Source organism: Plantactinospora alkalitolerans, assembly GCF_015690345.1.
In the GTDB taxonomy this organism is placed as follows: Bacteria; Actinomycetota; Actinomycetes; order Mycobacteriales; family Micromonosporaceae; genus Plantactinospora; species Plantactinospora alkalitolerans.
This window is the reverse complement of the sequence record NZ_JADPUN010000148.1, coordinates 1-22,274: the sequence shown is the minus strand read 5'-3', so window position 1 is coordinate 22,274 and position 22,274 is coordinate 1. Positions and strand designations below refer to the sequence as shown.

Below are 22,274 nucleotides of genomic sequence, written 5' to 3'. Positions count from 1 at the left end.
CATGCCCTCCGACGTCCTGATTTGAAGCGTTATCGACCGAGAGACAGGACATATGACACTACCGGTGATCGTCCATCGGCTTATTCTCCGCACCCGGCGGCCCCTCGCGTCGTCAGCGTCACGTCCGGACCTGCCGCCGATCGTGTACGTCACACGCCGACTCCCTTGTCACTCTCCGTACACGGTCCTTCAACGTGTCGGACGCACGCTCGTGCCGATGTGCGGACGTTGAGGCGGCATCTCGAATGCTCAGCCCTCGGACGTGAGGTCGGCGGTTGCGGTGAGGTTCGTAGTGATGTCGAGAAGGTTTTGTAGCATCGGTCCTTCGCGAGTGGGCGTCCATGCGACGACGGTTTCGGCATGGTCGTTCACCAGCGGTACGAATACGACTCCGGTGCGGCGGATGCTGCGGGCTGAGCGGGCGAGGCGGGTTACTCCGACGCCGGCGGCGACGAGGCCGAGCAGGTTGGGCACGCCGGTGGCCCGTTGGACGACCCTGGGGGTGAACCCGGCGGCGGCGAAGTCGTGGTCATACTTCGCATGCCAGGGCGGCCACGACTCCCTCGGGGTTAGGACCCAGTCCTCGTCAGCGAGGTCGGATAGTTGGAGTGCGTCGCGGGTGGTGAGCGGGTGCCGGACAGGTAGCACCGCGCATACCGGCTCGATGGCCAGTGTCCGGGTGGCAAGGTCGGTGACCAGGGGCGGGCGGGTGAACGCGGCGTCGAACCGCCCGCTACGCAGGCCCGCGACGAGTTCGCCGATCGGTACGTCATGGGTCGTAAGTTCGAGGTCTGGGAACCGCTGACGCATGGCTCGCACGACTGGCGGCAGCATGTAGTTGGCGGTAGAGGTGAGGAATGCCAGGCTGAGGCGGCCGACGTCACCGCGGCCGGCGCGCCGCACTACGGCGATTGCGGTGTCGAAGCGGGCGAGGACGGCGCGTGCTTCCGGCAGGAACACCTGTCCGGCGGCTGTCAACCGGGTGCCGCGGGTGTCTCGGTCGAACAGGCGGACACCGAGACCGCGTTCGAGTGTTCTGATCTGCTGCGACAGCGATTGTTGGGCCAGGTGCAGGCGTTCCGCGGCGCGGCTGAAGTTGAGGTGCTCGGCAACAGCGACGAAATAGCGCAGTTGCCGCAGTTCGACGGTCACAGGATGAGACTGTAACCGCTGAAGGAAGGCTGTGTTGGCGGCGTCTCGGGGCGGCTGGGCAATGTAGACCCGAGAGACCTGGACGACGCATGTAGGAGCGACAGTGACGATGATGGAACCAGGCAGGGTGTGGCTGATCACCGGTTCTTCGGCCGGATTTGGTCGAGAGTTGGCCTTGGCGGCCCTCGGCGCCGGAGACCGGGTGATGGCCACAGCGCGCCAACCGCACCAGCTGAACGATCTCGTCACCATCGGGCGAGGCCGGCTGCGGACGGCACCGCTCGACGTCACCGACGATGCGCAGGTCGCTGCCGCGGTCGCGCAGACAATTGCCGAGTTCGGCCGGGTCGATGTGCTGGTGAACAACGCCGGCCACGGGAGTGTCGGCGCTGTCGAGGAACTCGACCTTGCCGACCTGCGGGCCTTGATGGACGTGATGTTCTTCGGTGCGGTCGCAGTGACCAAGGCCGCCCTGCCGCACATGCGTGCCCGGCGCAGCGGAGCGATTATCCAGCTCAGCTCGATGGGCGGGCAGTTGAGCATGCCGGGCTTCGGAGCATACTGCGCGGCGAAATTCGCGCTCGAGGGTCTGTCCGAGGCCTTGGCGGCTGAGGTCGTACCGTTCGGCATCCGCGTATTGATCGTGGAGCCGGGTGCGTTCCGGACCGAGTTTGGCGGCCAGCGGATGCACAGATCGCGGATCATTGAGGAATACGCCGTGTCGACGGCGGCCACTCGCGCCGCAGTCGACGCCATGGACGGCACCCAGCCAGGCGACCCCGCCAAGGCGGCGCGGGCCATTCTGGAGGTACTCGACAGTCCTGACCCACCGCTGCGACTGGCGCTCGGCAACGACGCGGTCGACCACATCGCAGCGCATCACGAACTGCTGCGAACCGACTTGGCAAGATGGGAAAAGGTCAGCCGTGGAACAGACCTGGAGTAGGCGTCAACAGCTCGGGCGCCGCACGACATCACAGGGTTCCCGGCTGCCCTGGTCGGCCGTCCAGAGCCGGAATGGATGCACGCTCATGCCTACAACATCGCCCGCTCCAACGCGACGTGGTGCTCGGCTGTCCACTGATAGGCCCCCCGTACCTCGTTTACCGCGCCGAGCGCGCGTAGCCGCATCATCGCTGGCTCGCCGGCCACCGCGCCGGCCTCGATTCCCCTCCAGCAGCGGTCCTGCCACCACAGAACCGTTCGAATCAGTTCTCCTCGGGCCCGCAGGCCGTAGGCGTCCGCGATGAGTCGCACCCGCCTCGCGGCCTCACCGACGTCCATGCCCGGTCCCAGACCGACAAACTGCCAGCACACGTGGGCCACGTCGTGCACCCGAGACCCCGGCGCCGCAAGATCCCAATCGATGAAAGCCACCGGACGCAGACCCTCTCCGAGATCGCGGTAGACGGTGTTCTTCAGGGACAAGTCGTTGTGACAAACAACCTCCTGATCACCGGCGAGATCGGTCCCCGCGGTCAGATCATGTAGCTGACGCACCAAGCGGGCCACCGCCACCAGACTCTCGTCCGATCGCACCTCAGCCGGCTGCGCCTCCTCCCAGGCCACGTGCCCGGCCAGGAAGGTGAGGATCTCACGGCCCAGCTCATCGAAGCCGAGGTGACGGGGCGCGCCCGGCCAGTGGCGATGCTCAAGAAACCGCAGGAGGTCCCGGACGAACCCACCGGACGGCGGGACCGGTCGCCGCACCGTGTCACCCACCCGCACCACAGCATTGACGAAACCGCCGGGCAGCGGCTCCGGCCCGTCCGCGCTCACTCCCACGATCCTGCACACCTCCTCCGCACAGACCGTACTGATCCTGAGCCCGCCGGATGCGTGACGTCACCGCGTCGCCGGTGACCAGGCGATTCGCTACCGTACGAGCAGGGAGCGCAGCACTCTGATGATCTCATCAGGTGCTTCCTCGGCCATGAAGTGCCCGGCCGAGGTGGTGCGGTGCTCAAGATCAGCGGCCCAGGTGCGCCACAGCGCGGCGGCGTCGTAGCCGAGTGCGGTTCCCCAGTCCTGCTGGACCACGGTGACCGGCATGGGCAGTCGGTTGCCGGCGGCTCGGTCGGCCTGGTCGTGTTCGATGTCGATGCCGGCCGAGGCGCGGTAGTCGGCGACGATGGAGGGGATCGCCTCGCGGGAGGCTCTCAGGTACTCCGCCCGCAGGTCTCCAGGAATGGCCTGCGGCTTCTGAGCCCATACGTCGAGGAAGTAGCCGAAGAAGGCGTCCGCGCTGGCGCTGATCATCTGTTCGGGCAGGCCGGGTGGCTGGGCCATCAGGTACAGGTGGAAGGCGACTGCTGCGGTGGACCCGTGCAGGATGTCCCACATGTCCAGGGTCGGCAGGACGTCGAGGATGGCGAGGTGGGTGATCGTAGCGGGATGGTCGAGGCCGGCGCGGATGGCGACGAGGGCACCGCGGTCGTGTCCGGCCAGGGCGAAGCGCTCGTGGCCGAGCCTGCTGGCGAGGGTGACGATGTCGGCGGCCATGGTCCGCTTGGAGTACGTGTCGGCGTCGCGCGCATCGGGCTTGTCGCTGGCGCCGTAGCCGCGCAGGTCGGGACAGATCACGGTGTGGTCGACGGCCAGGTCGACGGCGATGTGCCGCCACATCAGGTGGGTCTGCGGAAAGCCGTGCAACAGCACGATCGGGCTGCCGGTGCCGCCCACCGCCACGTTCAGTGTCACGTCGTCAACCGCGATGCGCTGGTAGCCGAATCCGGGAATGGCAGCTGTCATGATCGTCCTTTTCTCGTCTCGTCGGTGGACGACTCCAGCGTGCCGATAGCGGATGAGCAACCGATGAGCGCGCTACGTTGAGCCGAGACGCGGAAGGGCGGTTCGATCAGTGCAGGTCAGATTCGGTGTACTCGGACCGGTTGTCGCCTGGGACGGCGTCGGTGCGCCGATAGACCTGAAAGGGCCGAAACACCGTGCGGTGCTGGCGCGACTCGTCGTCGCGCGCAGCCAGGTCGTACCGGTCAGCCGTCTCGTCGATGATCTGTGGCGGGAGCCGCCGCCGGGCGCGGTGAGCGCCGTCCGCACGTTCGTCGCGGCGTTGCGGCGCGCGCTCGAGCCGCAGCGTCCACCGCGTGAGCCGGCTCGGTTGCTGGTTACCGAGGGACCGGGCTACGCGCTTCGGCCCGCACCGGACGCGGTCGACGCCTGGCGGTTCGAGGACGCGGTCGCCGCCGCGGTCGCCGCGCCGCCGCACAAGGCACTCGAACGGATCGAGCGTGCCCTGAGCTGGTGGCGGGGGCCCGCTTTCGCCGACTTCGACGACGAACCGTGGGCGCGCGCCGAGCGTTCCCGGCTCGAGCAGCTACGGCTGAACGCGATCGAGCAGCGGGCCGAGGCGCGACTGACCGTCGGGCGTGCCTCCGACGTCGTACCGGATCTCGACGCGCACGTGGCCGAGAATCCGTGGCGGGAGGAGGCGTGGCGGCTGCTGGCGCTTGCCCTGTACCGCGCAGGACGTCAGGGTGACGCGCTTGCGGTTTTGCGCCGAGCGCGCAGCCTGCTGCTGGAACAGCTCGGCGTCGATCCGAGCCCGCGGCTGCGTCGCTTGGAGGCCGACATCCTCCGCCAGGCCGATCGGGTCAGCGACGGTCCCGACGGGCCGGGACCGGAACGGGTCTGGGCGGAGACCGCAGCGGCGTACGACCGTACGGTGGCCTCCGGTTCCGGGGCTCGGCTGGAATCGACGGTCGGCCTGCTGCGAAGCCTCGCGGTGACGGGGGCGGGCGGGCTCGAGGCGGCGCGGGAGCAGCGGATCGCGGCCATCGCCGCAGCCGAGCGGTGGGCCGATCCTGAGCTCACCGCCCGGGTGATCGGCGGCTACGACGTGCCTGCGATCTGGACGCGCTCGGATGATCCGGCGCAGGCGGCGCAGATCGTGACGGCGGCCGAGCGGGCCCTGGCCGCCCTTCGCCCCGGCCCGCCCGAGGCCATCCGGGCCCGGCTGCTGGCCACGATCGCGATGGAGTCACGCGGCACGCGCGCGGCACGCGGGCCCGAGGCGGCCCGGGAAGCGGAGCGGATCGCGCGCAGACTTGGCGATCCGGTCCTGCTGGCCTTCGCCCTGAACGGCGTGTTCATGCAGACCTTCCACCGTGCGGGCCTGGCTCCCGAGCGCGACGAGATCGGTGCCGAGCTGGTTGCGCTCTCCGCCCGGCACGGCCTGGTGACGTTCGAGATCCTTGGTCATCTCGTCCGACTGCAGGCCCGCAGCGCGCTCGCGGACTTCGCCGTTGCCGACGAGCACGCCGCCGCCGCGGCCCAGCTTGCCGAGCGGCACGAACGCCCGCTGGTCGACGTGTTCATCCAGTGGTACCGCGCACTACGACTGGCCGCGACCGGGCCGTCGCCGCAGGCTGCGGAGGCCGCCTACCGCGACGCGGCAGCACAGCTTGCCGACGCCGGCATGCCCGGCGTCGAGCGGGGCCTTCTCCCGCTGGCCCTGCTGGGCTTGCGCGTGTGGCACGGCGACCCGGTCTGCTTCGACGACGACCCTGACTGGGGCCCCTACACGCCCTGGGTACGCCCGCTGGTCCTGCTGACCCGGGACCGCCCGGCCGATGCGGCCGCGGCGCTGCGTCGGACCCCGGATCCGCCACGCGACCTGCTGTTCGAGGCCCTGTGGTGCCTCACCGCCCAGGCTGCAATCGCGCTAGGCGACCGGACCGCGATGGAACGCGCCCGGAGCGAGCTCACGCCGGCTGCCAACGAGCTGGCCGGGGCCGGCAGTGGCATGCTCACCATCGGCCCCGTTTCGCATCATCTCGACCGCCTGGTAGCGGCCCTCAACCGCATCCGATGAGCCGGGAAGGTGCGGCCCCTGCGATCCTGGTCGTCCCCGGACCACCGGTCCCCAACGATCATCCTCATGCGAACACGCCGTAGACGTCCCCCGGGGGGACGCGGATCGCGGGCGTCGGCGATGGCGGTGGCGGTGGCGGTGGTCACGACGCCGCCCTCGACGGGATGACGCTGGTCCGTTCGCCGGCGTAGACGGTCGTGGTTATCGTCTGCCGCACCAGCGTTATCCTGCCCGGGTGCGTCCGGTCGTGATCGCCGAAGTCACTCTCCCGCCAACAGGATGGATCATCTACGTCGCCGGGACCGGATGGCTGGCCACTCACCCGGCCGAACGGTCGGTGACAGTCCTGGACGCCGACCTACGCGTCGTCGCGCAAGTGCCCGTCCCCGTGACGGCGCAGCAGTTCATGGCGAGTGCCAGCGAGCGCCACCTGGCTGCGGTGACCCTCGACGAACTCGTTGTCTGTGACCGGCTCGGCCGGACGCTTTGGCACAGAGAGCACACGATCCCCCGTACGGGCCTGCCCTGCCGGCCGAACTGTCATCTCGACAGCCAAGGAAACCTGTGGGTGTATCTGCCAGCCGGCGACGAGTTGGTCGTCTACGACGCGGCGAGTGGTAAGGAGATTGACCGCGCCCGGCTGGATTCCTCGGTAGGCGCGGCCTACTTCTTTCCTCACCCGGATCGCCAGCGGCTCGGACTACACGTCGCGATGGGGCAGGACAGCCCGCTCAGCCATCTGGCCTGGGTATCCGACGGGCGGATCCACGGACGGACGGTTCCCGGGGCGTTCCTCAGCGGCTTCACCAGTACCGGCGACCGTTACCTGGCGCTACCGCACGCCGACGTACCGGAAATTGCGATCCGTGACGTTGCCACCGGCGCGATCGTTGCCGCCTGCGATCCCACCGAGATCGCGGGCTACGACTGCAACGGCGACCACCGCCTCATGGAGGCCGCCGCGCTGGTCGACGACGACTACGTCCTCGTGGCCGTCAACACCGATGATTTCGCCAGCGACTTCGAGGACCACCTACTGCTCTCTACCCGCAATCTGCGCTGGCAGGCCGACGTCAACTACGGCCACGACATGAAGCACAACGCCATTGCGGCTGCCGACGGCCAAGGCCGCTGGGTCACTGAAGGGGCGGACGGCACCATACGGCTGTGGCAACTCCCCGAGCGGATCACCGACGAGGTACCCGGACAACTCCAGCTCTGGTGAACTCGGCTCGCTTCGCTGCCACAGCGGACAACCGACGACCTACCGCCTGGCTCCGATGCGAATCTCCAGGCTCAGGTCGATGCAGATGCTGATCACGCGAGGTCCGGAGGAACACGACCTCGGCTGCAAAGTCTCGGCGAGGGAGCTGCCACGGTTGTCGAACATCCACCTGGTTCCCCGGAACTTCGACAGTCACCGTAAGGCGCCCGGCCAGGCCCCACGTCGGCGGCCGAGGTGTCGGAGCAGGTACCAGAGGCAGCGCACCGGCCCTCAACGCTGGCACTGGTTTCTCTGGCTGCGCTGATCCAGCGACGCTACAGGCCGGGATACTCCGCGTGAAGGTCACCGGCGAACAGGCGCCAGCAGAAGTTGTTCATCCGGGCGGCGGCTGGCGCGTGTCTGGCGATGATCTCCGCTACAGACGGCGGTACGTCCGGTGGGATGTCGCCGGTCGCGCATCCACGCACGAACTCGTCGCGGGCGACGGGACCGCTGTCGGACGGCACGGGCACACCGCATACCGATGTGACCAGCCAGTTCACCAGCCGCATCGAAGCGTAGTCGGCATCGTGGCCGGCGTTGCGGGCGACGAAGTCGCGCTCGGCGTCCGACAGGTCGAAGCGCGGGGAGGTGGCGAGTCCGAAGTCAACGAGGTAGAGCCGGTGGTCGTCGGCCCTAATGTTGCCGAAGTGTCCGTCCAAATGCAGCATCTCGCGGTGACGCAGAAACGCCACTACCTCGAACAGTTGCCGCTCGACCGTCACGGCGTTGCCGACCGGGTCGTCAAGCCACCGGGGCAGCCCGTTGGGGAGGTGTTCGAAAAACAACACGAGGCTCGCGGTGGCCCCCGCGAGCGCTTCGAGTCGCCCACGCACGGCCTGGCTATCGCCGAACTGGGCGACGACGGCGTCGATGTCGAGGTGCTCGGGTGCGACCGGCGGGCGGCCGGGCAGCACCCGCCAGTGGTGCAGCAGCGGGAACGATTCCGCCTCGCCGGCGAGGACGCCCTCGGTGACGCTCAGGTTCGCAGCCAGCTCGCGCCACGCGTTGAAGCTCGGGCCGGCCAGGCGGTACATGCCGTATTGCCAGCGGACCGGAAGGTCGAACAGGTTCGCCGTGCTGTGGGGATGAGCCAGCTCCCGGTCGCTGACAGGGATCCGCTTGACGAACACGGGCACACCGTCGATGTCGGCGATCAACGAGCCGCCGCCCACGCCCACGCCGACGCCGACGCCGTTGAGTGATGAGGCCCGCAACAACGCCGCCAGTTCGCCGTCGGTGTGGGCTGCCAGCGACGCCACGACGCGGTCATGGCGGGATCGCCGGGTGAGGAGCATCGCCGCATCGTGCCATCGAGCCACCGGTCGCTCGGCGCACGCTCGCCTACCTGCTTCAGCACGGCATCGGCACGACACGGGACGACACCCGGGCAGCCGTGCTCTCTCGGGCCGCCGCTGAGGCGGGAGACGCGCTTGCCGCGTTCAACCGCGGTGTCCTGGCTGGCGGATCTCTCCGCCTATTTCCTGATCCCGTATCGCAGAAGTGCTATGCCATTGCCGAACAAGGTGGCCTCGACCGGCTTCAGGTCCTGCCGATCCTGGAAAATGCGGATTCCCTGCCTCGCGACACCGGGCAGACCAACATCCGGATTTCGTCGACGAGGCCGGCGGCCAACACGGAGCGCATGAGTGTCAGGCTCCCCCACAGCCAGATGTCCTTGCCGCTCTGCTCCTTGAGTTCCCAGATCATGGCGGCCGGGTCGCGCGTCACTGTCGCGGCAGGAAAGTCGCCCCAAGGGGCCTCCACGAGCTTCGACGAGGCGACGAACTTGGTGAGGTTGTTGAGCTTCTCGCCGTACTCGCCCTGCTCCTCGGCGTCCGGCCAGTAGTCCTTGGGCTGGGCGTAGGTGTTCGCGCCGAGAATCATCGTGTCGACCGAGTCGATGAACCCCATCACGCTTGCCTTGAACGCAGGGTCGGTCTTCTCGGAAAAGGGCTCCCCTGACACGAAACTGAGCCCGCCATCCTCCTCCGCAGCGATGTTGTCGACGGTAACCCACTGCTGGACTATGAGCTTTCGCATGACGCCAACTGTCCTTCTGTTCCTTGTCTCGTTACCTGGATGATCGGCCGGCCGGGGTCGACCTCAGACACGCTGGCGCTCGTCCCGTCGTTGGATGAGTTCCTCGACCGCGCTCGGCAGCGTCGTTTCGAAGTCGATCAGCTTGGCCCAGGTCGGGGTCACGACGATCCGGACCATGCCGTCGCGGTAAAGCGAACGCACCCCCGCCTCCCACTCGACCCGTTGCTCAGGCGACATCTCGTAGCTCGTGGTCACCTTCATGTACTCGTCCGGGATGCCATCGACGACGTCCAGGTCGGCCCGGCCCCGGAGGAGCAGGATCTTGGGCGGGTGCACCTCGGTGTCGATCGTCAGGGCAACCGCCGGGTTCGCCCGCAGGGCCGGGAGCTTCGGGGCGTTGGGCGGAGTGCACATGACGATCTCCGAGCCGTTCCAGGTGAACCCGATCGGAACGTTCCGCGGGGTGCCGTCCTTGGCGACGTAGGCCAGGCGGGTTATGTCGCGTGCCAACAGTTCCCGGCTGATCGGTCCGTTGAGAACCTCGGTTAGCTCGTTCGGTTGCCTCATCATTCTCCTTCGTTGCGGATCCGTGGCTTGCGCTGGCCAGCCGGACGGCGACGGTGGCCAGGATCAGCCCGAGCCAGGCCAGTCCAAGGACGCCGCCGACCATGGTCAGCAGCCCGCCGTGCCTCCCGACGCCCAGGGCGTTGCGGGTGATCAGGGCCTGGTCGGGACCTGGTTGCATGATCAACACCAGCATGATCAACACCAGTGCCGCGATCGCGAACGTCGTCATCACCACTTCCCTCCGGTACGACAGTCACGATGCCGGCGGCCGATTGAGAAGTCCAATGCCAATACCGGCGCGTACCTATGCCTAAAATTTATGAATGGTGACCCTCGTCCAGCTCCGCGTGATCGACGCCGTCCACCGCCACGGGTCGGTCACCGCGGCCGGTAAAGAGCTGTGCTACACCCAGCCGGCGATCAGCCATCACCTGTCCAGGCTGGAGAGCCAGCTCGGTGCCCAGCTTCTCCAGCGGGTCGGCCGCGGGATCCGGCTCACCCCGGCCGGCCGTCTCCTCGCCGACCGGGCAGCCGAGATCATCGGTCGGGTCGACTCGGCGACGACGGAACTCTCCACCCTTGTCGGGCTGGACGCCGGACGGGTCAGGCTGGCCGGCTTCAACTCCGTCATGAGCTCACTGGTCCCGCAGGCAGGCACCGTCCTCGCCCAGCAGCATCCCGGCCTCCAACTCGGCCTGACCGACACCCACCCCGAAGAGGCACTGCAACAACTCCGGACCGGCCACGTCGACGTCGCCGTCATCTTCCGCTACGACACCACCCCGGAAGACGACACCGTCCGACTGACCCACCTGCTCGACGATCCGCTCTACCTGCTCACCATCAGCGGCGGGATCACCCTCGCCGACCACGCCGACACACCATGGATCGCCGGCTGCGAACGCTGCCGCAGCCACCTCGTCGAGATGTGCCTGGACGCCGGCTTCTCCCCCAACCTGGCCTACACCACCGACGACATGGTCGTCATGCAAAGCCTCGTCGCCGCAGGCATGGGCGTCACCACCATCCCCGGACTGGCACTGCGCGCACACCGACACCCCGCGATCACCGCCACCCGACTACCCACGCCACCCCGCCGGATCTACGCCGCCACCTACGGCGAACCACCCGACCCACCCGCCACCGCGGCGCTCCTCGACGCCCTCACCCGCGCCGCCACCACGCTGGACAGTCGGGAGCTCGGCTGACGCCGAATCTTCCGGCGCTCCGGCCGAACTCACCAGCGTGGCGATGCCACCCGCACGGAAGTTCGGCTACCTGCGGGTGTCCTCGGTACGAGCGAACCTTCATCCGGGCACTCCCGCCGACCTGCTGGGCTCACCCCCTGCGCCGCCACTCCGCGACCAGCCGCCCCTGGCACCTGGCCGCGCCTGGTCACGTTCACTGTCATGCCGCCGATCGCGCGCGTCTGGTGGCGTACCGATGATGAGCGAGCGAGTGATCCTGGCGTCCGGATCCGATGCGATCCAGCATTCGGAGTGCCGGCGGTGGTACCGCTGGCGGGCACAGGGACGCCGATGCTGTAGCGGTCGCGCCGCCGATGGCGCCCTGTCGCCGACCGATGGGCCAACCACCTCGAACCCGGCGGGCCACGCATGTTCGCCGACCCCGGCCCGATGTCGGCACCGCACGCTCGCTGACGTCGTCCGTGGTGCCCCGCGCCTCGCCGGACAGCTCACCGTCTGCCATCACCGGCGCCTCGACAGCACAAACCGTCAATGTGCCAGCCGGGCCCGCACCTTCTCGGCGTCCTGATGGCGCACGTTGTCGAGCAGTGCGAGCGCCTCGCGCCAAGCCCCGCCCGCGGCGACCGTATCGCCCAGGCAGGAGTGGGCGTCGCCGAGGTCGGTGAGGATGAGCCCGGCGAGGTGGTCGTCGCCTGCCTGACGAAAACGGCCCAGGGCTTGGTGATAGCAGGTCAGCGCCTGGTGGTAGTCCCCGAGACGGTGATGCGAGTAGCCGAGGCTGTGCCAGGCGTTGGCCTGACAGATCGGGTCGTCGACTTCGGCGGCGAGTGTCACGGAGCGCTCGCAGTGTGCGAGCGCGTCGGCGTACTCTCCCAGCAGCGCCTGATACCAGCCGACGGCGTTGAGCGCGCGGGCCTGTCCCGGCCGGTCTTCCATCTCGACGCAGATGCCGAGCGCGTGTCGTGCCTGGTCGCGCGCCGCATCCAGCCGGCCTTCCCGCTCGCTGAGTAGAGCCAGACTCAGCCAGGTACGTCCCTCCGCGTGCCGGTCGCCATGCCGCTGAGCAAGTTCGAGTGCCGCACTCAAATGTGTGCGTGCCTGGCCGTAGTGTCCGAGTCTGAGGTGCGCGCGGGCGAGATGCCGGTGTGCGCCGGCCTCGCTGAGTGGTTCGCGCAGCCGCCGGGCGGCGGTGAGTGCCGCCTCCTGGATGGAGGCCAGGTCGTTCCAGTGGCCCCGCCGGTCGAGGTAGTCGCCGAGCTTCTCGGCGAGCTGCCAGGTGATCGCGTCCTGGCCGCGGGCGACGGCGATGTCGATGGCGCGTAGCAAGGCCGTGTGTTCGGCGGCGAACCAGGCTGAGGCGTCGTCGCCGGGGTCCCCGGCCACGACGCCGGGCGCCGGTGCTTGGAGCGGAGGCTCGACCGGGCGTGCTGCGGCGTGGGCGGTGTGCAGGTAGTGGTGGAGCAGGCGATGTGTTGCCGCCTCCCGCACGCCGTCCGGTTCGGTATCGCGGACCAGTTCGGCGGCGTACCAGTGAAAAAGGTCGTGGATGAGGTAGCGGTCGGCGCCGCGATGGCTGAGCAGGTTGCCTCGCACCAGTTCGGCGAGCGCCGCACCAGCTTCGGTGACGCTCACCGCGGCGAGGCTGGCGGCGGCCGCGACCGAGATCGGCGTTCCGGGATGCAGGCCGAGCATCCGGAACAGGCGCGCCGCCGCCACCGTGAGGGCGTGATAGGACCAGGAGAACACCGCCCGGGTATCGCTTCGCGGGTCGTCGCCGGTCAGCGCGTCGAGGCGGGCCGCGCTCAGCTCCGCGGCGAGGGCTTGCAGCGGGGTGTGCGGGTTGGTGGCGGCCCGAGCCGCGGCCACGCCGAGTGCCAGTGGCAGGCCGGCGCAGAGTCCGACGATTGTGGCGGTCGCGGCGGGCTCGGCTTCGGCTCGGCCGTCCCCGATTCGCGTGGCGAACACGATGTGGGCGGCTGCCTGCGGGAGCGGGCCGAGCGTGATCGGGTGTGCGCCGTCGAGGGCCACCAGGCCGGTGAGCCGGTTGCGGCTGGTGACCACCGCCGTGCACGTGGCCGTCGCGGGAAGCAGCGGGCGCACGTGGGCACTGTCGTAGGCGTTGTCGAGCAGGATCGACACCCGCCGTCCGGTCAGCAGGCTGCGATAAAGTGCCGCGGCGGCGTCCTCACTCGCGGGCACCTGCGAGTCCGGCACACCGAGCGCGGACAGGAATGACCGCAGGGCATGCGCGGCCGTCACCGTGCGGCCGCTCGGGTCGAATCCCCGAAGGTCCACATAGAGCTGCCCGTCCAGGTACAGGTCAGCGGTCCGGTGCGCCCAATGCGCCGCCAGGGTGGTCTTGCCGACGCCCGCGGCACCGTCGATCGCGGCGATCGCCACGACGCCCGCCGCCCTGGTGCCGTCGATCAGCCCATCAAGGACCGCCAGTTCCTCGTCGCGGCCGCTGAAATGCCGGGGCGGCGGCGGGAGCTGGCGAAGCACCGGCCGGGCGGAAATGGGAGCTCTCGGGCGACCGCTGCGCCGGTGCTCGTCGATCCGGTCCCGGGCGGTAGCCAGCGCGCCCTGCTCGACCGAGGTCGCACCGAGCAGGCGTACCAGCGCGTCGAGGCGGTCAGTGGGGGCGAGTGTGTGCCCGGTGAAGTATTCGGCGACGGCCGTGGTTGACCATCCGGTACGCGAAGCGATCTCCCGGTAGGTCAGCTCGCGATCCCGGTTGTGCCGGGCGTGCCTGCGGCGTAGGGCGCGCAGAAGTGCTGCCATCTGGCCGGTCGTGACGGCGTCCGCCGCCCTGTTCGGAAGCTGCTCCTCGGGGCCCTGTCTCATCGCCGCTCTCGCCACAGACGCCGGTGCCGGCAGCCTACCCGGACGGCCGGTGGCGGTGAAAGGCGTTCGCCGATGTTCGCTGATGTTCGCCGATCAACGGAGTACCGGGCCTTCGGATGGTCATCCGGGCCACCATGCCAGCGGGGATCGCTTCGTCTGGAGGTATCTATGGATGGATTGCCGGCAAGATGGCTCGCACGCCTGGGCGTCGGCCTGCTTGTGGCCGCAGGCACGACCTTCGCGGTGAGCCCGGTGACCGCGGCGGCGGCGCCTGGAAAGGTGGCCCCGGCCCCTGGGTGCACCGCGTCGGGCGCTCCGGACGGGACCATGGGCTGCCTCCGGCTCGGGGTGAGCCCGCCAGCCTCCGTCCGTACGACCGCCGCGCCCGCTGCGGCTCCGGCGGGGTGCGGCGATGGCGCTTGGGCCAACATGTCGCGCTTCGCGATGTGCAAGGCGACCGGTGGCGTGTACCAGGTAATTCTGGCGGAGGGCGGCACAGTAGTGGGCGAAATCTACTTCAATTACTCCAGCATGGTGACGCTGTCAGCCAGAGACCTGCGGTGGACCCAGTCCTTCGAGTACTCCCCGACCTACGCCTGGGGTTTGCTCGGGACGCCGACGCTCTGGTCCGTACCCGATTGCATGTTCTACTGCACCCTCGTGGGTGGCAACCCGCCGACCGGCAGTCCGCTGAACAACCTTTCCGGATCGGCGACGTTCACCTCGACGCGCTTGCCCGGCCAGGTCTGGGGTGCGAGGTCGGACTGGGGATTCTGGATCGTCAACCCGGCGACGCTCAACAAGGTGACCCCCACGCTGTGGGCCAACTACCCGGGCCACCGCTGCGACGACGCGCTTCCGGGCGGCTCCGAGGGCTGTGCCAACCAGGACTTCGTCCCGACCCTCGAGGTCCCCGAAAGCCGCTATCCCATGTACGCCTTCCACATCAGACATGCCATCAACACCACCAACCTGCCGTCGCAGCTCACCCGAACGACCAACAGCGCCGTGATCGACGCCAACCGGAGTACCTCCTGCCCCACGGGCCCGAGCTACCCGCGCCCGGCCGGCCACACCTGCGACGAGTACCCCTTCGCCTCCACCACCCAGGGCGCCGTCGCCAATCCCGCCGGGTTCACCTTCAACTTCGACACCAAACGGTTGGGAAGGCTCGTCTGCCAGGTGCCATGGCTGACCGAACACCGCAGCACCACCAACCGTGGCCACAGCGTGTGCATGATCCCCGCGGCGCAGAACAGCCTCGGCGGCTCCGACCTACAGTCGTTCTTCCTCGACAACCGGGTCATCGACCGGGACAACTTCAACGTGCGCGCCTAGTCGGCCGACTGTCATGGCGGTGGGTATCGGCGCGGATACCCACCGCCATGACCTTGTTGATCTAGCATCACAGTCCGGCGGACGGACGGTGCACCCTCAAGGGATGCTCCGAGCACGCCAGAGCGAACGACGGTGGGCCGGCTCTCACGGACGATCCGCCTGCGTAGCGGGCTGACCCAGCGCGAGTTCGCGGCCCGTGCCGGCCCAGCGTCGCGGCGCTGCGAGACCTGGCGCAGAGTCGGAGCACGAGGCCGAGATACGCGTTCTGTCCATCGGCGGGCCCTCGACGGCCGTCCCTCGTCGTCGACTGCCCGCCCGCCAGCATCCTCTCGTGGGGGTACCGAACCACGGTTTCCTCAACGGCTGGTACGACAGCCCGGGCTCGTCATGTAGGTGGTTGGCCATGAGGCTGGGACAGTTCGGGCTGCTGGTGTGCTTGCACCCGTGCGTTCCGGTGTGGCGCGAGGCCGTCGAAGACGATGGCGAGCGCGCGGGCTTTCACCTCGTCGTCGAGGTTTGTGTGCGCGGCGGCTCGGGATGTGGCAACCAGCAAGGCGTAGACCTCGGGTAATTCGACATCGTCCCGGACGGCGCCGGCTTGCTGGGCATGCTGGAGAAGCGCGCCGACGGCTCGGCGTAGTCCGTTTGATGCTTGAGTGGCTTCGCCGTCGCTGTCACCGCCGGCGTCGAGCAGAGCCTCGGCTATGGCGATCTTCGTTGCCGCGTCGGCGACGAGGTGGCGAAAGAACTCGAAGAACGCGCTGCCGGGATCCGTGGTACCGAGCAACGCTTCGGCCTGCTCGCGCAGGCGATCGAACCGCCTGACGAGAACGGCCTGCAGCAGTGCTGCCTTGGTGGGGAAGTGGCGGAAGACCGTGGCGATGCCGACCCCGGCCAGGCGGGCCACCTCCTCCGTCGATGCGGACTCGCCGCCCTTGCCGAAGACCTCTTCGGCAACGTCCAGGATGCGGCGGCGGTTGGCTCGCGCATCGACGCGTCGCGCCCGCCCGTCGCCAGTCTGGCTCATGTCGGAGGTACTCATCGCTCCTTCGCCCGCTTGATATCCGAAGTCCCAACTCCGCATAATCGGAGTCGACACTTCGGATCGTACTCGTTCGCGGACGGACCCGCGCCGATGACAGGAGAATCCCATGGCCCGACCCCTGAGCCCGCGAGAGGTCTTCCTCGCGCTCGTGAACGGCGTTGCGGAGGGCCGTTGGGACGAACTTCCCAGCCTCTACGCGGAACAGACCCACGTCGTGCACCCGTTCGACCCGCTCCGCGCCCCTGCGCTGCGCACCCGCGACGAACTTCGCGAGCACTTCCGGCCAACCGACGCCAGCCCGCGGCTGCATCGTCGGGCGGCCAACATCACCATCCACGAAACAACCGATCCTGAAGTCATCATCGCCGAGTTCGAGTATCAGGGCACCGTCGCTGAGACCGGCGAGCGGTTCGCACTGCCCGGCATCTTCGTGCTCCGTGTGCGCAACGGCGAGATCGTCAGCTCCCACGACTACTTCGACCATCTCACCGCCGCTCGAATCCGCGGCCAACTCGACGGGCTTGTCGCAGCCGTCAACTCGGCCGCCACCACGTCGACCTGACACCGCGCCCCCAGACGCACCGATCTGCCGACGATCGTGCTTGTTGCGCAGCATCCGGTCACGCTTCTTGACGGTGCGGCGATTCTCCTGCGGGAACGCCAACCGGTGCAGATGCTGTACAGGAGGCGAGCAGAGCGAGCTTGTCGGCGCTGTCGGTCCCCGGGTCGGGGTGGTAGACGGCAAGGGCGAGGGTCTGCGCGGTGTCGCCGACGATGAGCTTCGCGCGGTTGAGGGTGAGAGGCCCGACAAGGGGGTGGTCGATGGTGACCGGCCAGTTCTGCTGGGCTTGGACGTCGTGCTGTGCCCAGAGGGTCCGGAACCGTTCGCTGGCGAGGGAGAGCTCGCCGACGAGCTCGACGAATCTGGTGTCGTTGGTGTCGGCCCCGACGGAGCGGCGGAATCCGGCGACGAGCCGGGCGGTCGTGTCGTCCCAGTCCGGGAAGAGGGCTTGCTCATCGGGGTCGAGAAAGACCGCGCGAAGACGGTTCTCCCCCGGGGTGAGCCGGGGCGAGAGCGCGGTGGCGAGCGGGTTGGCGGCCAGGACGTCGAGATAGCGGCCCTCGACGAAAGCAGGCAGGTGCAGGGCTACCAGGAGCTTCCGGATGCCTTCCGGGACGGTTTCGCGCGGCCGCCGGCGCGCCCGCGCCGGGGCCTGCTCGGTGAGGGAGAGCAGGTAGGCGGTTCCGGTCGGGTCGAGCCCGAAGACGCGAGCGAGGGCTTCGAGGACCTGCGGCGAGGGGTGCCGGTCGCGGCCTTGCTCGAGGCGGAGGTAGTAGTCGGGGCTGATCCCCGCGACGAGGGCCACTTCCGCCCGGCGCAGGCCCGGTACCCGGCGGTTACCCGTAACGGGCAGGCCGACCTGATCGGGGCGTACCCGCGCCCGGTGGGCGCGCAGGTAGTCGCCGAGCATGTTCTTGCCGGAGGCCATGTCTTGATCGTAGATCGCCGGAGCGGGGCTGGTCGTAGCCCTGCGGGGACCAGTATTTCGGGGGCATACCCGCGGTGACAGCGGCGAGACCACCATTGGTAACAGATCGAGCGCGACCGGCTTCCCCATCGGAGGTGCGGGCGCTCTCAATGCCGCGTATGCGGCTGCGAACGAAGGGAAGAACTGTGACTGGGCTGGCAGTAGTGACTGGTGCGTCGTCAGGGATCGGCCGCGAGTACGCGCGCCGGCTGGCGTCGCAGGACGTGTCACTGATCGCGGTCGGGCGCCGGCGGGAGCGACTCGACGAATTGAAGGCCGAGTTCCCCGATGTCACCGTGCAGACGGTGGTCGCGGACCTGGCGACGCGGGACGGCATCGAGCAGGCGATCGCCGCGGTCGCGGACCAGCCGGTGACGATGCTGATCAACAACGCCGGTGTGGCGCACTACATGGCGTTCGTCGAACTCCCACCGGAGCAGGCCGCGGAACTGGTCGGGGTGAAGGTGCTCGCGCCGACCCTGCTGACCCGTGCGATCGCCCCCGGCATGGTCGCCCGTGGCGCCGGGCGGATCGTCAACGTGTCCGGGATGATCGCGTTCAGCGGCCCGGCGAGCCTGGAGCAGGTCCCGCTGCGCCGTGCGGTGTACGCGGCCAGCCTTGCGCACAGCGTCGCCCTGTCGCAGACGCTGCATGCCGAGCTGTCGCCGCACGGGATCCACGTCCAGGCGCTCTGTCCGGGCGTCGTCGCGACCGAGTTCCACGAACGGCAGGGCATGGACCTCAGCGCAGCCCCGCGGATGAGCGCGGCCGACGTCGTCACCGCGAGTCTTCGTGGTCTTGAGCTCGGTGAGACCGTCACCGCACCGGGCGTCGAGCAGAACGACCTCCTGCAGAGTGTGTTCGACGCCGACCTCGCCGCATTCGGCGGCCAGTCCCCGCAACTGGCGACCCGCTACCGCTCCTGACGATCGAGCAGCAAGGTTCGGCGGCATCACACCAGGCCGCCGCGCCCCACCTCGTTCCCACACGCCATCACGAATAACTCCTGCACCTCTCGACAGGAAAGGTTGTAACGCAGGTACCAGCGGACGTGACGACGATCTCCTCAGCCGGAAACCGGAACCCGCTGAACGCCAACTTCGGCGGCGCCCACGCCATGCACCGTGCCGCCTCGGTCATAGGCTTCTCACTCCTCATGGACCCTACGGGGGTGAGTTGGTGGTATGGCGCAGCACATCGCGACAGCCGCGAGCGCCAGCCAGGCACCCGAGGAGGAGACATGGGTAGGCCGACCGTACAGCTCATCGGCGGACCGACCGCTGTCCTCGACTACGCCGGCTCGCGGTTCGTTCTGGATCCGACCTTCGACGAGGAAGCCCCGCCAAGCTAGGACAGGAGCGACCGCGGGTTGAAGGTGGTGGCCCGCCGTCCGCCACGGGCGGCGGCGGAAGGCGCGCCGCGGTGGAGGAGGCGGCCGCCGAAACGGAACCACTGGACCGTCCCGTCCGGGCCGCGGACGAAGTTGGCGCGTATGCCCTCCTCGGTGCCGCCGTTCAGGGGCAGGTCTACCACGTAGTCCTTGCGGTAGAACGCGAACCCGTCCACCGCCTGGCCGCCGAACATCAGCACCAGCCGGCCATTGTCGGCGACGAACTCGAACTCCCGCGTGTAGATGGTGCCGTCGATGTCGATCTGCTGACCGGAGTAGCGGCCCAAATACGGCGCGAGCTCGGCGTCGGTGAGCTTGAGCGGCGGTGCGGGGATGTTGCTGACCCCGGCGAATCGGCGCAGCGTCCAATCGTCGACGAACAGGTCGTCGAGCAACGCTGTCCCGGCGTCGGAGTTGGTGAGCACCGTGATGGCGAAGTCGCGGGCGGGCACCATCAGGAAGCCGCTGTGCTGCCCGGCCCAGTCGCCCCCGTGCTGCACCACTGTCGGTCCCTCGGCGGTCGGCCGCAGCATCCAGGTGACGCCGACGCCGTCCAGCTCGACGAACAGGGTGCCCCCGGGGCCGGGACGGGACCGCATCGCCCGGATCGAGCGGCCGCTCAGCACGCGACCGCCGTCGCCGAGATGGAATCGGGCCCACCGGATCTGGTCGCGTGCGCTGGAGATGAGCGCGCCGGCCGGGTGGAGCGAGCGCGGAATCCACCAGGAGTCCGGCGAGACCACGATGCCGCCGGTGGCCGGGTCGTAGACGTGCGGCTGCGCGACCCGGGCGCCGGGGATCTCGTCGAGGAAGAACCCCGACCGGGTCAGGCGGAGCGGATCGAGCAGCCCCCGCCGCACCTCTTCCTCGTACGAGCGGCGCGTCACTACCTCGATCAACCGCCCGGCCAGGGATAGCGCGGCGTTGTTGTAGGCGAACACCCGGCCGGGCGGGTTGAGCTGCGGGAGGCGGTCCATCGCGGCGACGTAGCGGGCGAGCGCCCCGGCGTCGTCGCCGGTATCCAGGAAGAAGTCGCCGAGCCAGCCAGCCGTGTGGTTGAGCGTCTGCCGGACGGTCACCCGCGACGAGGCCGCAGCGTCGGTGGTCCGGAAGCCGGGAAGGTAGCTCCGGACCGTACGATCAAGATCGATGCTGCCCTGCTCCACGAGACGCATGATGGCCGCACCGGTAAACGTCTTGGTGGTCGAGCCGACGCGGAACACCGTATCGCCGTCCACGTCCTCGGGAGCATCGGTGCGAGTGACGCCGAAACCGCGGACATATTCCTTTCCGCGATACCAGAGGCCGAGGCCGACGCCGGCGACGCCGTACTTCTCCATCCCGGTCTGGATCTTCTCTTCAAGCTCCCGGACGGCGGACGGGACCCGGGTGAGTCGTTGCGGCGTGGCGACGGCGGTGACGAATCCACCGGCCGCGGTGGCGCGTAGGAGGTTGCGACGGGACAACTGTTGTGGTGGCATGAGAACCCCCGCGGTTGAGGCCGAGCCTCCAATCTAGATGTGCGGCACAAGCAATCGGATCAATAGGTGGCGCGGCCCGCCGCCGATGTCGTAACTGGCACCGGTGGAGTATCCCTACGATTCTCGGAATTCATTCAAGGATCAACCACCTTGTTCTGCCGCGATCCGCGCGGTACGCAGCCTCACGCCAAGCTGGCCCGGCTGCCGCCCGGACGTAGCCGACGAGCGGCCACGTCGCTTTCCCGCGCGCCGAAACCCGTTGCGAGTGGCCGGCATCAGATGCTCGGTTGATCGGCCACCGACGACGCCACGGCGACTATGCGTAGCCGCTACGGCGCTGTCGCCCAGGATCTCGAGGCGGTACTGCGCTGGACACCCCGTCGGTCAGGAACCGGAGGCCCACGTTCCTGCCAACGCAAGCCGGCCGGCAGCAAGGTCGCAGCGGGCTTCGGCGACCCACCGTCCGATGTCCGCCGCCGACTGCTCTGCCGTTCGTCCGGTCGTGTCGATGACCCGCACCACCCAGCGGTGATCAGTGCTGGGCCAGCCGCTCCAGCGCGCCCACTTCATCCCCTCATACCCGTTGGCAGTGACCACTTCAGGGTGGTGGTGGGGATCGGTGGCGTGCCCGCGGTGCCACCGCGCCCAGTCGACAAACGACCGCTTCGCATCGACATCCCATTTACCGGGGTCACGGCCCTCAATCCGTTGCCAGCGCACCCCGTCGTCGACGTCGAGCAGGCAGGCCGCGATACCGTTCAGCTCAGTGGCCGAAGGACTTGCCAACACCTCACCCAGGGGCGACTGCCCAGTGAGGATCACGTCGAGGCCGACAGCCTGGTAACTCAGCACCCGCTGGATCCACTCCTCCGTGCTGCGCTGACGCCACTTGATGTCCGCGCCGGCCGGGACGCCGATCTCGTCGAAGTCGTGCACGACGAGCCCGTCAATCTCCGCGCACGCCCGAACCGCAGTCGTCTTCCCGGAACAACTCGAGCCCGCGATCGTCAGCAACACGCCAGCAGTTTGCCGGGCACCCTGCCGAAAGCGCGACGCATTTCAGCCCCGGTACGGTTGGCGGCTGGCGAGCGCGGCGGGCGGGACCATCCGCTCCTGCCGCTGATCGCGCACTCGATCTTGGCACTCTGGGTGGGCCGAAGCGGAACTGAGGGACTCCCGGCATCAGGCGCGTAGGCCGGCGACGACGATCTGAACGAGGACGGTGGCGCCGCGGTGTCGCGCGGTCGCGACGCAGCCGATCACGAGGGCTTGAATGTCGTCGGGCGTGACGTCCGGACGGATGGTTCCGCGTTGCTGCGCCTCTTGGAGGAGTTCGGCGAAGGCGGCGTTGAGGGCGGCGTCAGCATCGGCGGGTATGTGGTATCCGCCGCCGGCCAGAACGTCCGCGATGGCGCGATTGGTGAGTCCGGCCTCCACCATGACGGTGAAGAACTCGGCGAAGTCGATGCCGGAACGGGCCTTGTCGGTCAGGGCGTGGAGACGGTCGAGCACCATCAAGGAGCCCACGTGGTGATCGGCGCTCGCAACGCGGCACGCGGTGCGGACGCCGTGCGTGCATTAC

General features: G+C 68.7%; 19 protein-coding genes. 7 read left to right on the top strand and 12 right to left on the bottom strand.

Annotated elements, in window-relative coordinates; genetic code table 11:
* Positions 1 to 249 precede the first annotated feature (249 nt).
* Complete coding sequence (locus I0C86_RS14900) at positions 250 to 1,152, bottom strand: LysR substrate-binding domain-containing protein (RefSeq protein WP_196201811.1); 903 nt, start codon at positions 1,150 to 1,152, stop codon at positions 250 to 252.
* A 109-nt stretch (positions 1,153 to 1,261) separates the two neighbouring features.
* On the opposite strand from I0C86_RS14900, the gene I0C86_RS14895 reads away from it, so the two are divergent.
* Positions 1,262 to 2,098: an oxidoreductase gene (locus tag I0C86_RS14895; protein ID WP_196201890.1), complete on the top strand. Its 837-nt coding sequence runs from the start codon at positions 1,262 to 1,264 to the stop codon at positions 2,096 to 2,098.
* Positions 2,099 to 2,187: 89 nt separating this feature from the next.
* Here the strand turns inward: I0C86_RS14895 and I0C86_RS14890 are convergent, their stop codons facing one another.
* Positions 2,188 to 2,931 (bottom strand): phosphotransferase, encoded by a 744-nt coding sequence (locus tag I0C86_RS14890; protein WP_323373640.1) that lies wholly within the window; start codon positions 2,929 to 2,931, stop codon positions 2,188 to 2,190.
* A 96-nt stretch (positions 2,932 to 3,027) separates the two neighbouring features.
* Entirely contained in the window at positions 3,028 to 3,903 is an 876-nt protein-coding gene (locus I0C86_RS14885) for an alpha/beta fold hydrolase (RefSeq protein WP_196201809.1), read from the bottom strand.
* 109 nt (positions 3,904 to 4,012) lie between these two features.
* Between I0C86_RS14885 and I0C86_RS14880 the strand changes: the two genes are divergently transcribed.
* A complete protein-coding gene (locus I0C86_RS14880; protein ID WP_196201808.1) occupies positions 4,013 to 5,983 on the top strand; it encodes an AfsR/SARP family transcriptional regulator in 1,971 nt (656 codons plus the stop codon).
* Positions 5,984 to 6,218: 235 nt separating this feature from the next.
* A complete protein-coding gene (locus I0C86_RS14875) occupies positions 6,219 to 7,208 on the top strand; it encodes a hypothetical protein (protein WP_196201807.1) in 990 nt (329 codons plus the stop codon).
* Positions 7,209 to 7,522: 314 nt separating this feature from the next.
* Here the strand turns inward: I0C86_RS14875 and I0C86_RS14870 are convergent, their stop codons facing one another.
* From I0C86_RS14870 to I0C86_RS14860, 3 genes are all read right to left on the bottom strand, one after another.
* Positions 7,523 to 8,545: a protein kinase family protein gene (locus I0C86_RS14870; RefSeq protein WP_196201806.1), complete on the bottom strand. Its 1,023-nt coding sequence runs from the start codon at positions 8,543 to 8,545 to the stop codon at positions 7,523 to 7,525.
* Positions 8,546 to 8,789: 244 nt separating this feature from the next.
* Complete coding sequence (locus I0C86_RS14865) at positions 8,790 to 9,290, bottom strand: dihydrofolate reductase family protein (protein ID WP_230394177.1); 501 nt, start codon at positions 9,288 to 9,290, stop codon at positions 8,790 to 8,792.
* Positions 9,291 to 9,353: 63 nt separating this feature from the next.
* Positions 9,354 to 9,860: a pyridoxamine 5'-phosphate oxidase family protein gene (locus tag I0C86_RS14860; RefSeq protein ID WP_230394176.1), complete on the bottom strand. Its 507-nt coding sequence runs from the start codon at positions 9,858 to 9,860 to the stop codon at positions 9,354 to 9,356.
* 320 nt (positions 9,861 to 10,180) lie between these two features.
* Between I0C86_RS14860 and I0C86_RS14855 the strand changes: the two genes are divergently transcribed.
* Positions 10,181 to 11,065 (top strand): LysR family transcriptional regulator, encoded by an 885-nt coding sequence (locus tag I0C86_RS14855; RefSeq protein ID WP_196201805.1) that lies wholly within the window; start codon positions 10,181 to 10,183, stop codon positions 11,063 to 11,065.
* A 528-nt stretch (positions 11,066 to 11,593) separates the two neighbouring features.
* On the opposite strand, the gene I0C86_RS14850 is transcribed toward I0C86_RS14855, so the two are convergent.
* Positions 11,594 to 13,909, bottom strand: coding sequence for a tetratricopeptide repeat protein (locus tag I0C86_RS14850; RefSeq protein ID WP_196201804.1), 2,316 nt, complete (start codon positions 13,907 to 13,909; stop codon positions 11,594 to 11,596).
* Between the two features lie 444 nt (positions 13,910 to 14,353).
* On the opposite strand from I0C86_RS14850, the gene I0C86_RS14845 reads away from it, so the two are divergent.
* Positions 14,354 to 15,247 carry a NucA/NucB deoxyribonuclease domain-containing protein gene (locus tag I0C86_RS14845; RefSeq protein WP_230394175.1) on the top strand — a complete coding sequence of 298 codons (894 nt, stop codon included), beginning with the start codon at positions 14,354 to 14,356 and terminating at the stop codon, positions 15,245 to 15,247.
* Positions 15,248 to 15,632: 385 nt separating this feature from the next.
* On the opposite strand, the gene I0C86_RS14840 is transcribed toward I0C86_RS14845, so the two are convergent.
* Positions 15,633 to 16,289, bottom strand: coding sequence for a TetR/AcrR family transcriptional regulator (locus I0C86_RS14840; RefSeq protein WP_230394174.1), 657 nt, complete (start codon positions 16,287 to 16,289; stop codon positions 15,633 to 15,635).
* Positions 16,290 to 16,398: 109 nt separating this feature from the next.
* Between I0C86_RS14840 and I0C86_RS14835 the strand changes: the two genes are divergently transcribed.
* Positions 16,399 to 16,854, top strand: coding sequence for a nuclear transport factor 2 family protein (locus tag I0C86_RS14835; protein WP_196201802.1), 456 nt, complete (start codon positions 16,399 to 16,401; stop codon positions 16,852 to 16,854).
* Between the two features lie 58 nt (positions 16,855 to 16,912).
* Here I0C86_RS14835 and I0C86_RS14830 read toward each other — a convergent pair whose 3' ends face one another.
* The gene (locus tag I0C86_RS14830; protein ID WP_196201801.1) at positions 16,913 to 17,782 is read right to left on the bottom strand and encodes a helix-turn-helix domain-containing protein; all 870 of its coding nucleotides are present in this window, start codon (positions 17,780 to 17,782) and stop codon (positions 16,913 to 16,915) included.
* Positions 17,783 to 17,985: 203 nt separating this feature from the next.
* On the opposite strand from I0C86_RS14830, the gene I0C86_RS14825 reads away from it, so the two are divergent.
* Positions 17,986 to 18,747, top strand: a complete 762-nt coding sequence (locus I0C86_RS14825; RefSeq protein WP_323373639.1) for an SDR family NAD(P)-dependent oxidoreductase — start codon at positions 17,986 to 17,988, stop codon at positions 18,745 to 18,747.
* 421 nt (positions 18,748 to 19,168) lie between these two features.
* Here the strand turns inward: I0C86_RS14825 and I0C86_RS14820 are convergent, their stop codons facing one another.
* The 3 genes from I0C86_RS14820 to I0C86_RS14810 all read right to left on the bottom strand — a co-directional run bounded on the left by I0C86_RS14820 (position 19,169) and on the right by I0C86_RS14810 (position 22,207).
* A complete protein-coding gene (locus I0C86_RS14820; protein WP_196201799.1) occupies positions 19,169 to 20,692 on the bottom strand; it encodes a serine hydrolase domain-containing protein in 1,524 nt (507 codons plus the stop codon).
* Between the two features lie 384 nt (positions 20,693 to 21,076).
* Positions 21,077 to 21,709, bottom strand: a complete 633-nt coding sequence (locus I0C86_RS14815) for a hypothetical protein (RefSeq protein ID WP_196201798.1) — start codon at positions 21,707 to 21,709, stop codon at positions 21,077 to 21,079.
* Between the two features lie 165 nt (positions 21,710 to 21,874).
* A complete protein-coding gene (locus tag I0C86_RS14810) occupies positions 21,875 to 22,207 on the bottom strand; it encodes an SbtR family transcriptional regulator (RefSeq protein ID WP_196201797.1) in 333 nt (110 codons plus the stop codon).
* Positions 22,208 to 22,274: the final 67 nt, after the last annotated feature.